General features: G+C 43.8%; 13 protein-coding genes. 6 read left to right on the top strand and 7 right to left on the bottom strand.

The window, feature by feature from the left end:
* Window positions 1-167: 167 nt before the first annotated feature.
* From rlmD to pcrA, 3 genes are all read right to left on the bottom strand, one after another.
* Window positions 168-1,598 carry a 23S rRNA (uracil(1939)-C(5))-methyltransferase RlmD gene (rlmD, locus tag ACQRCC_RS05835; RefSeq protein ID WP_427849871.1) on the bottom strand — a complete coding sequence of 477 codons (1,431 nt, stop codon included), beginning with the start codon at window positions 1,596-1,598 and terminating at the stop codon, window positions 168-170.
* A 171-nt stretch (window positions 1,599-1,769) separates the two neighbouring features.
* Window positions 1,770-2,015 carry a DUF4366 domain-containing protein gene (locus ACQRCC_RS05840; protein ID WP_427849872.1) on the bottom strand — a complete coding sequence of 82 codons (246 nt, stop codon included), beginning with the start codon at window positions 2,013-2,015 and terminating at the stop codon, window positions 1,770-1,772.
* Window positions 2,016-2,125: 110 nt separating this feature from the next.
* Complete coding sequence (gene pcrA, locus ACQRCC_RS05845; protein ID WP_427849873.1) at window positions 2,126-4,360, bottom strand: DNA helicase PcrA; 2,235 nt, start codon at window positions 4,358-4,360, stop codon at window positions 2,126-2,128.
* Between the two features lie 264 nt (window positions 4,361-4,624).
* Here pcrA and ACQRCC_RS05850 point away from each other — a divergent pair, with 264 nt between their 5' ends.
* Genes ACQRCC_RS05850 through aroB form a run of 3 tightly spaced genes read left to right on the top strand, consistent with a single transcriptional unit; the run spans window position 4,625 to window position 7,456 of the window.
* The gene (locus ACQRCC_RS05850) at window positions 4,625-5,368 is read left to right on the top strand and encodes an SDR family NAD(P)-dependent oxidoreductase (RefSeq protein WP_427849874.1); all 744 of its coding nucleotides are present in this window, start codon (window positions 4,625-4,627) and stop codon (window positions 5,366-5,368) included.
* 40 nt (window positions 5,369-5,408) lie between these two features.
* Window positions 5,409-6,410 carry a 3-deoxy-7-phosphoheptulonate synthase gene (aroF, locus tag ACQRCC_RS05855; protein WP_427849875.1) on the top strand — a complete coding sequence of 334 codons (1,002 nt, stop codon included), beginning with the start codon at window positions 5,409-5,411 and terminating at the stop codon, window positions 6,408-6,410.
* Window positions 6,404-7,456 carry a 3-dehydroquinate synthase gene (aroB, locus tag ACQRCC_RS05860; protein WP_427849876.1) on the top strand — a complete coding sequence of 351 codons (1,053 nt, stop codon included), beginning with the start codon at window positions 6,404-6,406 and terminating at the stop codon, window positions 7,454-7,456. Before aroF ends, aroB begins: the two co-directional genes overlap by 7 nt.
* A 21-nt stretch (window positions 7,457-7,477) precedes the next feature.
* Here the strand turns inward: aroB and ACQRCC_RS05865 are convergent, their stop codons facing one another.
* A complete protein-coding gene (locus tag ACQRCC_RS05865; protein ID WP_427849877.1) occupies window positions 7,478-8,134 on the bottom strand; it encodes a DUF1847 domain-containing protein in 657 nt (218 codons plus the stop codon).
* A gap of 189 nt (window positions 8,135-8,323) precedes the next feature.
* Between ACQRCC_RS05865 and ACQRCC_RS05870 the strand changes: the two genes are divergently transcribed.
* Window positions 8,324-8,929, top strand: coding sequence for a DUF1836 domain-containing protein (locus tag ACQRCC_RS05870; protein ID WP_427849878.1), 606 nt, complete (start codon window positions 8,324-8,326; stop codon window positions 8,927-8,929).
* Between the two features lie 23 nt (window positions 8,930-8,952).
* Here ACQRCC_RS05870 and ACQRCC_RS05875 read toward each other — a convergent pair whose 3' ends face one another.
* Both ACQRCC_RS05875 and ACQRCC_RS05880 read right to left on the bottom strand, forming a co-directional pair.
* On the bottom strand, window positions 8,953-9,243 hold the full coding sequence (locus ACQRCC_RS05875; protein WP_427849879.1) for a YerC/YecD family TrpR-related protein: 291 nt from the start codon (window positions 9,241-9,243) through the stop codon (window positions 8,953-8,955).
* 91 nt (window positions 9,244-9,334) lie between these two features.
* Entirely contained in the window at window positions 9,335-10,054 is a 720-nt protein-coding gene (locus ACQRCC_RS05880; protein ID WP_427849929.1) for a phosphatase, read from the bottom strand.
* Between the two features lie 149 nt (window positions 10,055-10,203).
* On the opposite strand from ACQRCC_RS05880, the gene ACQRCC_RS05885 reads away from it, so the two are divergent.
* Both ACQRCC_RS05885 and ACQRCC_RS05890 read left to right on the top strand, forming a co-directional pair.
* Window positions 10,204-10,419, top strand: coding sequence for a hypothetical protein (locus tag ACQRCC_RS05885; protein WP_427849880.1), 216 nt, complete (start codon window positions 10,204-10,206; stop codon window positions 10,417-10,419).
* A 57-nt stretch (window positions 10,420-10,476) separates the two neighbouring features.
* Window positions 10,477-10,953 carry a hypothetical protein gene (locus tag ACQRCC_RS05890; protein WP_427849881.1) on the top strand — a complete coding sequence of 159 codons (477 nt, stop codon included), beginning with the start codon at window positions 10,477-10,479 and terminating at the stop codon, window positions 10,951-10,953.
* Between the two features lie 42 nt (window positions 10,954-10,995).
* Here ACQRCC_RS05890 and cysK read toward each other — a convergent pair whose 3' ends face one another.
* Window positions 10,996-11,922 (bottom strand): cysteine synthase A, encoded by a 927-nt coding sequence (gene cysK / locus ACQRCC_RS05895; protein ID WP_427849882.1) that lies wholly within the window; start codon window positions 11,920-11,922, stop codon window positions 10,996-10,998.
* Window positions 11,923-11,970 lie beyond the last annotated feature (48 nt).

The raw sequence follows: 11,970 nt of genomic DNA on the forward strand, positions 1-11,970 counted from the left end.
CCTACTTATATTATACTCAGTTCAGCGAAAAAATCAACATAAATCCATACTTTCCATATATTTCACTTACATGATCGTCGGCGTCTCCCGGTACTTATAGCCGCTCTGCACATAAACCTTAATGCTTCTTTTCTTTGCCATTATGATTTCCTCCGTTTCTGTGATTGTCATTGATTGCCAGTTTCTTCTTCCAAATCTTCATCGATCCTTATTTTCGTATCCGGTTTTCGGTTGCTCAAGAGACACACAGTTTCTATATGATAAGTCCCCGGGAATAAGTCCACGCATGCGATCCGCTCCACCTGATATCCCCTTCCCTGCAGCATCTCCAGATCCCGCGCAAGGCTGGTTGGTTTGCAGGCGATATACACCATCTTCTCCACGCCGAAATTTGTGATCTTCTCCAGTGCCTTCGGATGCACACCGTCGCGCGGCGGATCAAGCACGATCAGGTCTGGCTTTTCTCCCAGCTCATCGATGACTTTCAGCACGTCTCCCGCCCAGAAGGTGCAGTTAGAAAGACCATTGAGCTTTGCATTTTCTTTTGCTGCCTCTACGGCTTCTTCTACGATTTCAACACCTACTACTTTCTTAGCTACAGGGGCTAGTATCTGGGCAATGGTTCCGGTTCCGCTGTACAGGTCGAAAATAACCTTGTCCTTTGTCTCACCGATATACTCTCTTGCTTTTTCGTACAGAACCTCCGCTCCCAGTGAGTTGGTCTGAAAGAAAGAAAATGGCGTGATCTTGAACTTTAATCCCAGAAGTTCTTCGTAGAAATAACTCTGTCCATATAAGGTTTCCGTTCCTTCATCTTTCACTGCATCTGCCAGGCTGTCATTCCGGGTATGAAGGATTCCGGCAATTTTCCCATCCATCTGAAGAGCTGTGAGACGCTGCACCCACTCATGAAGATCGGCAACTCTTCCATCTGCATTTGCACTGGCTGTTATCATATCAATGAGAATCTCTCCCGTCTTCACTGCCTTTCTCACCAGCAGATGGCGAAAATATCCTGTGTGGCGCATTTTATGATAATAAGGAAGACCGGTCTCTTTCGCATACTCCAGCGTGCATGCAAGAATCTTCCGGTAATCTTCATCTACGATCTGACACTCTGATACATTAACAATGTCATGAAAGCTGCCTCTCTTATGCATTCCAAGAGCCAGCGGGCCATCCTTATATTCATCACCGAAGGAGAATTCCATTTTATTTCGGTAGGCATTTTTTACCGGGCTTTCCAGCACTCCTTCCCAAAGGTATTCTCCTTGCACTGCCTTATCCATCATGGCGTGAATCTGTTCTTCCTTCATTCTGATCTGTTCTTCATATGGAAGATTCTGATAAGTACATCCTCCACATTCTCCGAAATGCGGACATGGGGAAGGGATTTCAAGAGGCGAAGGCTCCACCACATTAAGAAGTCTTCCTTCCGCTTTTCCCTTACGTATCTTATTAACCGACAATTCTATCTTTTGTCCGGGGACACCATTTTTTACCATCACAGGCTGGTCTTCCCCTTCTATACGCACAATGCCATGATTGGGAAAATCTACTCTTTCTATCACTCCCTCTAAAATTTGTCCTTTTTTCATTACTTTATATCCATCCTTCCATTTCTATTCTCAATTCAATACTCGCTCACGAGTCCTGGCGCGGGATTCGAGCCTGCGAACTAAAAAAGGTCCACTGGACCTTTTTGGCGTATGCATGGCAACCGAAAAAGAGGACAGAACCTTGCGTCCTGCCCTCTGTGGATTTTTGCCTTATACCTGATCATCATCATTGAAGAAGTCATCATCGAAATCATCTTCAAAATCTTCTTCGAAATCTTCCAGATAATCCGGGGTAAAGAAACAATATACTGCATATGCAATAGCTGCAACTGCTGCGATTGCTCCTACAATTGCCAAGATCCAGAGAACTGTTTTACAGCATTTATCCTCTTCTTCTTTTTTGTGAATGAGATCGTTCAACTTTGATGCAGCAATAATATCTTCTACTTTACTCATGGTCCCACGTCCTTTCTTTTGCTTGTCACGCAAGTAAAATTCATTAGATTCATTATAACACTAACCTATGAAGATTACTACAATTTTATGTGAAAAAACATAATTTTATCCTATATTTTCTGAAGCTTTGCAAAGGCAGCAAACATTTTTTTCGTTCCTGCCGAATCGAAATCCACCGTTACTTCATAATCTCTTCCGCCCTCAGTGATGGCTGTCACAAGACCTTCTCCGAACTTCACATGGCGGACTCTGTCTCCCACATCATATCCCGGTCCTTTACCGCCGGTTACTTTAAACTGTTGCACCGGTTTCATGACAAATGGCTTCGAATGAAAGCTCTGTTTCGCCTGCTGATAAGCAGTCTGCTTAAGCGGCTCAGCCTTTTTCATTTTCTCAAATATCTCTCCGGAAGATAAAAATTCTACCGGAATTTCTTTCATGAACCGTGACATGGTGTGATACTGAGTTTCTCCGCGAATCATCCTGCGCCTTGCACATGTGAGTGTGAGATTTTTCTTTGCTCTGGTGATTCCTACGTAGCATAATCGCCGCTCTTCCTCGATTTCCTCCTCCGGATTATCTGCCTGAATAGAAATGTAACTTGGGAAAATGCCTTCCTCCATTCCTGCCAGATATACCTGAGGGAACTCCAGACCTTTGGCACTATGCAGTGTCATCAACACAACATAATCTCCATTTTCATCCAGGCTGTCAATGTCTGCTACCAGAGCCACTTCTTCCAGAAATCCGCTTAAGGTTACCGGCGTCTGCTGCTCCTCGCACAATTCTTCATAAGCCACGATCTTGCTGCGAAGCTCGTCGATATTTTCCAGACGGGTCTCAGCCTCTATCTCACCCTCTGACTTCAATTCTTCCTCATATCCTGTTTCTTCTATTATTAAATCCATCAGCTCAGAAATGCTGAGATTCTCTGCTTCTGCTTTAAAATGCTCCATTAAAGCCACAAAGGACTCCATCCTTGCAGCTCCCCTTCCTATGTTGGGGATCAGGTCTACTCCCCGCAGTGCTTCGTAGAAACCGATTTCCCGGGACGCCGCATATTCCTGGACTCTATTAATACTGGTAAGGCCGATTCCACGTTTTGGAACATTAATAATCCGTCGCACAGCCAGATCATCCCGCCCATTGTCGATGGTTTTCAGGTAAGCCAGCAGATCCTTGATTTCCTTACGTGCATAGAAATTGATGCCGCCTACTATTTTATATGGAATATTGGCAGTCACAAATTTTTCTTCAAAGAGACGGGACTGGGCATTGGTTCGATACAGAATCGCATTATCAGAATAGGCAAGGTCTCCTGCATTCACATGGCTCTTAATATCTCCCACTATGTACTCTGCCTCGTCATAGGCAGAATCAAACTCCCGGAACGTTAACTTCTCTCCCTCTCCATTTGCTGTCCAGAGCGTCTTATCCTTCCGCCCTCTGTTATGTCGTATCACAGCATTTGCCGCATTCAGAATATTTCCGGTAGACCGGTAGTTCTGCTCCAGTTTAATCACTCTGGCATCTTCAAATACCTGCTCGAAATTCAGGATATTTCTGATATTTGCTCCACGGAATTTGTAAATAGACTGGTCATCATCTCCCACCACACACAGGTTCCTGTATTTGGATGCCAGAATCTGAATCAGCTTAAACTGTACGGTGTTAGTATCCTGATACTCGTCTACCATAATATAACGGAATCTCTCCTGATAGTACTCCAGAACATCCGGCTGAGTCTGAAAAAGCTGTACCGCTTTTACCAACAGGTCGTCAAAATCCAAAGCATTATTTGCGCGAAGCTGTTTTTCATACTCTTCATACACCTGGGCAATCTTCTGTCTTCCATAATCCCCTTCCGCCTGGAGGCGATATTCCGATGCAGTAATCATCTCATTTTTTGCCGAGGAAATGGCTGACAAAAGAGAACGTTCTTTATATATTTTGGTATCAATCTGAAGATGCTTGCAGACATCCTTCATTAGCGTCTTCTGGTCGTCTGTATCGTAAATCGTAAAATTCGTATCGTATCCAAGACGGTCAATATATCGTCTCAGTATCCTGACACAGGTAGAGTGGAAGGTGCTGACCCAGATACTTTCAGACCCGTATCCTACGATATTGTCCACTCTCTCCCTCATCTCTCCTGCCGCTTTATTGGTAAATGTAATGGCAAGAATATTCCAGGGATTGATTCCCTTTTCTTCTATTAGATATGCGATCCGGTGTGTCAGCACCCTGGTCTTTCCGGAACCGGCACCTGCCAGAATCAAAAGCGGTCCGTCTGTATGGTAGACTGCCTGCTGCTGCATATCATTTAATGTTTCATATATACTCATAATTCACTCCCATATTACACATTCTTATCACGCGTGTATCTTTCATTATGTACACCACGTTTTCTCCTGTTCCATCATATCACAGATTTCTTTTTCCTTACAGAATTATTTTAAAAAAATGTGTAAAATCTATGGACAAAATCTTTTTTATGAGTTATATTTTTAATGCATTCACAATTCAGCGCGTTAAAGTTTGAATACGTTAAGATTTGTAATACACAATTTACGCTCCGCGAGCGAGTTTTTATATTTGGGAGGTTTTTTATGAGATTACAGGGAGAAGTTGCAATTGTAACCGGTGCCGGAAAGGGTATCGGAAAAGAAATTGCTCTTTCTATAGGAAAAGAAGGTGCTACTGTTATTGCTGTAGCACGTACCCAGTCCGATCTTGATCAGACAGTAAAAGAAATTGAAGAAGCCGGCGGCACTGCCATCGCTCTTTCCAGGGATCTGACCGATTCGGCCCAGGTGCAGTCCATGGTAGATACTGTCGTTGAAAAATACGGAAAAATTGATATACTTGTTAATAACGCCGGAGGTTATCCAAGAGAGATTTACAACAATATTGAACACCAGGCAATTAAGATCTGGGACTGGACCGAAGAACAATGGGATCAGATTATAAAAACCAATCTGAAAATTCCATTTCTCTGTACCAATAAGGTCATTCCTGTCATGATAAAACAGCATAAAGGAAAGATTGTCAACATTTCATCCAGAATGGGACGCATTTCATCCCAGATGGGTGCCTATGCATGTGCCAAATCCGCAATCATTACCCTGACCAAAACCACCGCCCTTCAGGCTCAGGAATACGGAATTCAGTGTAATGCCATCGCTCCCGGAATTCTGGACACGCCGGGACAGCGCGTGTACAATCACTCTGTCGGACAGGACGGATGCACCATGGGAAACGTAGACTGTATGGGAAAAGCCGCACTGTACCTGCTCTGTGACACACCAGATATTATGACAGGTCAGGTGATTGATATCTGGACTGCCATATAAACAGTTACCAGAATATTAATTTTTTTAAGGAGTATATATCATGATTATTAAATTAAAAAATTCAACTACTGAATCACAAAAACAGCAACTGGTAAATTGGGCGGAGAATCAGGGCGTATCCGTATGCACAGTTATCGGTAACGTAGATACCCTGCTTGGATTTATCGGAGATACTTCACATATCGATATCGAACAGCTGGAAGCCATGGAAATTGTAGATGCCGTTAAACGAATCCAGGCACCATATAAAAAGGCGAACCGCTCCTTCCATCCGGAAGACACTGTTATAACGGTTGGAGACGTACAGATCGGCAGCGGCAAACCTGTGATCATTGCCGGTCCATGTTCGGTTGAATCCGAAGAGCAGATCTGCAATATTGCAAAAGAGGTAAAAAAAGCTGGTGCACAGATTCTTCGCGGAGGCGCCTTCAAGCCGCGTACTTCCCCTTACGCATTCCAGGGGCTCAGAAAAGACGGGATTACTCTTCTTCTGGAAGCCAAGAAAGAAACCGGTCTTCCAATCGTCACAGAGATCATGGATATCTCACAGCTATCACTCTTTGACGACATAGATATGATTCAGGTCGGAGCAAGAAATATGCAGAATTTTGAACTTCTTAAGGAGCTTGGAAAGATTAACAAACCGATTCTTCTCAAACGTGGACTTTCCAGTACACTGGAAGAACTTCTGATGAGTGCAGAATACATTATGAGCGGCGGCAATGAACAGGTGATTCTCTGCGAGCGTGGTATCCGTACCTTTGAGCGCGCCACACGAAATACCCTAGATCTGTCTGCTGTTCCGGTTCTGAAATCACTGTCACATCTTCCGGTTATCGTAGACCCAAGCCATGCAACAGGAAAGGCCAATCTGGTAGCACCGATGTCACGGGCAGCTATTGCTGCAGGAGCCGATGGTCTGATTATCGAAGTGCACAATAACCCTGAAATGGCATTGTGTGACGGCCAGCAGTCTCTGACCCCGGCAGCATTTGCAGAATTAAAACAATCCTTAGATAAGGTGGCGGCAGCATTATGTTAGTACAGAAAATTCAAACCGGAAAACCTTATTCTGTTTATATCGGCAACGGACTTCTCCCGCAGGTCGGAAGTATTTTTACTGAAGCACTTCCGGACCTTTCCGGGAAGTCTGTAGTTATTATCAGTGACTCCAATGTCATGCCCCTCTATTGTGAGACGGTAAAGAATTCCTTTCAGGATACCGGATGCCGCGTATATACTTATGAGATTCCTGCCGGAGAAACTTCAAAGAACTGGACTCTCCTGGGGGAAGTTCTGGAATATCTCGCTGGACTTGAAATTACAAGAAGCGATTACCTGATCGCCCTTGGAGGCGGTGTTGTCGGCGATCTTACCGGTTTTGCCGCATCTATTTATCTGCGTGGGATTTCTTTTCTGCAGATACCGACTACACTGCTGGCTGCAGTTGACTCCTCCGTCGGAGGCAAAACTGCTGTAGATCTGAAAGCCGGAAAAAACCTTGCCGGAACCTTCTGGCAGCCGCGTGCCGTATTATGTGACACCGATGTGTTCGGAACACTTTCTGAGAAAATATTTCTGGATGGGGTCGCTGAAAGCATTAAATACGGCATTTTAAGAGATAAGAAGCTGTATGAGAATATTCTCCATGGAGGACTCAAAAATAATTGCAACAACATTGTTGCTTCCTGCATCGCCATGAAAGGGGAAATCGTATCTGAGGACGAATTCGACCGGGGAACCAGAGAGCTTCTGAATCTCGGACACACCTTCGGTCATGCGATTGAGGCTTGCAGCAGCTATGAAATCAGCCATGGACATGCCGTTGCGATCGGTATGAGCATCGCGGGCAAAGTTTCCTGCCAGTTAGGGCTTTGCTCGGAAGCCTGCAGCGAAGAAATCACTGCTGCCCTGCAAACTCTTGGCTTCGACCTGACATGCCCTTATCCAATGGACACCCTTTACCAGATAATGCTACGTGATAAGAAGAGACGCGGCAATACCATTGACCTGATACTTCCTTTCGAAATTGGAGACTGCAGAATCTATCCTGTAGCAATAGAAAAACTTGAGGAGATTACGCACTAAGCGCAATCTCCTCAAGTTTTTTTATTCAGATTTCTCTTCTTTTTCCGGGAAAAGCTTACTCTTATAATAGTATTCTGCCGAATACAAAGCCGCTACCGGATTATGACCCAGCACACGGTCCTTCGTAACTGCAGTTGTAACCAGTGCATTGGAATATTTATAAAACAAACTGTCATGACCGACACAGAGACCTACCACAACATTCAGATCTGTTCCTGCTTCATTCAGAAGTTTTGCCTGCATGATTGGATTACAGGTATGTGCTCCGAGCTTTTCATGCTCCTTTGGAAGCCCGATCTCATGCTTCGGAATACATCCCACCTTACAGCCTACACCGTACACTTCAAAACCATGATAACGGAAAATCTTTGCCAGCATCCTGGATTCTCTGATAAGCCCCACACAGGTGGCAATTCCGATCTTTTTTGCTCCAATCCGCTTTGCATACTCCATAATCTCCTGAACACGGGTCAGATTACAGTATCCGTCATATTCCACACCTGCTGCCGCCTGCATGCTGCGCTGATTCTCTTCCTCCTGATACAGAGCCTTAACCTCTGCAATATCTTCCTCCGTCACTGTCTGTGTGGTTGGACAGAATGCCGGGAACTCTCCTTTTCCCTTGTCACAGTGAACCACTCCACAGTCAATACAGGATAATACTTTATCTTCGCTCATTTTAAACCTCCCTGTCCCGGCAATTCAAAACTCGCTCGCCGGATCTTCTTTCATTATTATACAGGAATCCATTGACTCACTCAATATAGATATGACGTTTCTATAGAAGGTTTTTCCATAAAAAATTCTTTTATAAATCTTGCCATCTAGTTTTTAATACTATATAATGGATATATTGAGGTGATAATTATGAAAGTAGACGAAAAAGACATGCTGAACAGCATTTTGGAAAGCATCTCCCGTATTGACTATATAAAAGCAGAAGACATTCCAAATATAGAATTGTACATGGATCAGGTGACTACCTTTATGGAATCACAGCTTGAATCCACCAAACGTTATCCGGAAGATAAGATTCTGACCAAGACGATGATTAATAATTATGCGAAGAACCATCTTCTTCCGCCTCCGGTAAAGAAAAAATATTCCAAGGAACACGTACTGCTCCTGATATTCATTTACTATTTTAAAAATCTTCTGTCTATCAAGGATATTGAGACCCTTCTGGCGCCTATTGCTGAAAAGGATTTTAATAATGGGGAAGAGTTTTCCCTCACTGATATATATGAAGAGGTGTGTCAGCTTCAAAAATCCAGAATTGATTCACTATCCAAAGATGTAGCACGAAAATTTCAGGTTTCCTCCGAATCCTTTGCCGATGCTCCCGAGGACGAGCAGGAGTATTTAAAACTGTTTTCCTTCATATGCAGTCTTGCATTTGATGTGTATGTAAAGAAACAACTGATTGAAAAACTGATAGACACCCTGCCCGAACCGGATCATAAGAAGAAATAAAGACTGCGCTCACGCGCAGCCTTTTATTTTTTGTTGATTCGTTCAAATACCATGTCATATCCATCATTGCCATAATTCAGAGAGCGGTTCACACGACTGATAGTTGCCGTAGAAGCTCCTGTCTTATCTGCAATCTCCAGATATGTCTTCTTTTCTCTGAGCATCTTTGCCACCTCAAATCTCTGGGACAGTGAAAGTAACTCATTGATTGTACAAATATCTTCAAAAAAAGTATAACACTCTTCCTTATCTTTCAGACTTAATATAGCACTAAACAGATAGTCAACCGCCTCTGTTCTGATTTTCTTACTCATTTAATTCTCTCCTCCGTAATACAACTTATTACGTTTACATTTTAACACATTAAATTTTTAAAGTCCATAGAATCAGGATAATAAATTATTTTTATCGGTTTCTTTTCAGTGATGCCTTCAATTTCTGAAGAGAAGTATTTGCGATCAACTGCTCCGGAAAGTCCGCTTCCCTCAGAGCCTTTGATGAGTACAACGTATTGGCAATATCCGCATCCACATGAGCGTCACTGCCCAACACAACCATGACTCCGCATTTCTTACAGATTCTCAGCATCTTGACATCATTTTCCCATGTATTGACACGAAATCCTCCCGGTTTGAGGGATGAATTATTCAGTTCCAGAATAGTTCCCGTCCGCCTTGCAGTATCCACCAGTTCTTCATAATCCAGCTCAAACCGTCCATCATCCGGATGACCGATAATATCTACATAGTCACATGCCATAGCCCTGCAGTATGCCTGCATATTTTTCTCAAGCCCTCTGCTTTTCCCGTAACAGGGAGAATGCATACTCGCAATGGAAATATCCAGATCTTTTACCAGATCTCCCGGAAGGTCCAGTGTGCCATTCTCATCCATTATATTAAGCTCCGTTCCAAAAAGCAGCTCTATTCCATACATTTGTCGTGGTACGACCCGCAGATTTTGAAAATAAAACAGATGACAGCTCCCCGGCATCTCAGGTGCATGCTCTGTAATTGCAAGCCCTTCCAGCCCCATTTTAGCGGCACAGGCTGCCATTTCCCGAATGGTATTATAGGCATGTCCACTGGCCAGAGTATGGGTATGAGTGTCTACTGCTATTTTAATCTGTTCTGACATTTTCATTCCTTCTTTCTTCATTTCCGATATATGGAAGTATTATACAGTATGTGATTTGAATTTTCTACACATTCTATTCATGAAAATTAATCGCGTTCCTGACTTTTAAGGCGCTGTAGAATAAGGAGGTCCTGTTCATGAATGAAAAGAAGCCGAATCCGGAAAAGTCTGTACCGGATTTATCCGAAAATGAAAAGATTATTGATTCCTATGATTATCTGGCAAATGCAGCCTCCCCCTGGGACTGTACCGGCCTCATTCCGTCTGCTCCGCTTTCAAAGGAAGAATTAGAGTCTTATGAATCTATTTACAAATTTGAGCCTCCGACGCTTCCCCCGAAATCCGAAGAATAGACTGTTGTCATCATATTCTTTTCGTGCATATAGTAAAAGAAAAAGGAGTCCGACTCCATGGCAAATCCTGTACTGGTACCTGTGAGCGGAATCGTCCAGAATATTACCCCGCTAATTAACGACTGTTGCAGTACAATGGTATCCATACGAAATAACAATGGGATCACAAACTTTATCATTTCTCCTGCAACTTATGTCATTCAGGAAACAAGGCTTCGCGCCGGAATGCCTGTCACCGCTTTCTACGACGCAAACCTTCCGATTCCGCTCATTTTCCCTCCGCAATACCAGGCGGTCATCATAGGCAGACACAATCCCGGTGAGACCGTCTATGCCGGCTATTTCGACGAGAATCTGGTCGCTGAAGACAATTCTCTGAAGCTCAATCTGTCACGCTCCGCAGAGGTAATAACCACAAATGGACAGCGCTTCAGCTGCTCTCCCGCCGGTCAGTTTCTCATTGTTTTTTACACGAATACAACCCGAAGTATACCACCGCAGACTACACCGCGGCGTATTATTGTAATGTGTTGACTAAAAGAGGTGTGCTGTTTTCCTGCAGCACACCTTCTGTTTTTATTCAAATAACGGTGTGGAAAAATATCTCTCCGCCGTATCCGGCAGCACCGTCACCACCGTTTTTCCCTTACCCAGCTTTTTTGCCATACGAAGAGCCGCAGCAACATTGGTTCCACTGGAGATTCCACACATCAGGCCTTCTTTTCTTGCAAGGTCCTTTGCAGTCTCCAACGCTTCTTCATCAGTAACAATCGTGATCTCATCATAAATATCCATATTCATGATACCCGGGATCACACCATCACCGATTCCCATCTGAAGATGGGTCCCTACTTCTTTTCCGGAAAGGATTGCCGCGTACTCCGGCTCAATCACCCAGATTTCCATATCCGGATTCTCTGCCTTTAATGTCTCTCCGATTCCGGTAATGGTTCCTCCGGTTCCGAATCCGGAACAGAATCCATGAATCGGCTTACCTACCTGCTCCAGAATCTCTCTGCCCGTCTGACTGCGATGAGCTTCTGAGTTTGCAGGATTTTCAAACTGCTGAGGCACGAATACATTCGGATTTTCCTTCGCCATACGAAGCGCCGTATCCATACATTCCTTAATACAATCTCCGATATTGCCCGCATCGTGAATCAGCTTCACCTCTGCCCCGTAATTCTGTACCAGCTTTCTTCTCTCCTCACTGACAGAATCCGGCATGATGATCACTGTCTTGTATCCTTTGACTGCACCGATCAATGCCAGCCCGATTCCCTGATTTCCACTGGTAGGCTCCACAATTATTGTGTCTTTGTGAATAAGACCCTGTTTTTCTGCTGTCTCAATCATATTGAGAGCTGTTCTGGTCTTAATAGACCCTCCCACATTTACTGCTTCAAATTTCACAAGAACCTCTGCGTCATCCGGTCCGGTCATACGATTCAGCCGTATCATCGGTGTGTTACCGGTTGCTTCCAGCACATTATTATATACCATTTCCTTTTATCCTCTTATTTCTATCCTTAATATTTGATATATGCAGTT

The sequence above is a fragment of the Sporofaciens sp. SGI.106 genome (assembly GCF_050314255.1).
Classification (GTDB): domain Bacteria; phylum Bacillota; class Clostridia; order Lachnospirales; family Lachnospiraceae; genus Claveliimonas.

Bases quoted from the DNA above. Each gene is read 5' to 3' on its own strand.
- cysK (WP_427849882.1), bottom strand. From the start codon at position 11,922: ATGGTATATAATAATGTGCTGGAAGCAACCGGTAACACACCGATGATA.
- aroB (WP_427849876.1), top strand. From the start codon at position 6,404: ATGTTAGTACAGAAAATTCAAACCGGAAAACCTTATTCTGTTTATATC.
- ACQRCC_RS05840 (WP_427849872.1), bottom strand. From the start codon at position 2,015: ATGAGTAAAGTAGAAGATATTATTGCTGCATCAAAGTTGAACGATCTC.
- ACQRCC_RS05850 (WP_427849874.1), top strand. From the start codon at position 4,625: ATGAGATTACAGGGAGAAGTTGCAATTGTAACCGGTGCCGGAAAGGGT.
- ACQRCC_RS05890 (WP_427849881.1), top strand. From the start codon at position 10,477: ATGGCAAATCCTGTACTGGTACCTGTGAGCGGAATCGTCCAGAATATT.
- aroF (WP_427849875.1), top strand. From the start codon at position 5,409: ATGATTATTAAATTAAAAAATTCAACTACTGAATCACAAAAACAGCAA.
- rlmD (WP_427849871.1), bottom strand. From the start codon at position 1,598: ATGAAAAAAGGACAAATTTTAGAGGGAGTGATAGAAAGAGTAGATTTT.
- ACQRCC_RS05865 (WP_427849877.1), bottom strand. From the start codon at position 8,134: ATGAGCGAAGATAAAGTATTATCCTGTATTGACTGTGGAGTGGTTCAC.
- ACQRCC_RS05870 (WP_427849878.1), top strand. From the start codon at position 8,324: ATGAAAGTAGACGAAAAAGACATGCTGAACAGCATTTTGGAAAGCATC.
- pcrA (WP_427849873.1), bottom strand. From the start codon at position 4,360: ATGAGTATATATGAAACATTAAATGATATGCAGCAGCAGGCAGTCTAC.
- ACQRCC_RS05885 (WP_427849880.1), top strand. From the start codon at position 10,204: ATGAATGAAAAGAAGCCGAATCCGGAAAAGTCTGTACCGGATTTATCC.
- ACQRCC_RS05875 (WP_427849879.1), bottom strand. From the start codon at position 9,243: ATGAGTAAGAAAATCAGAACAGAGGCGGTTGACTATCTGTTTAGTGCT.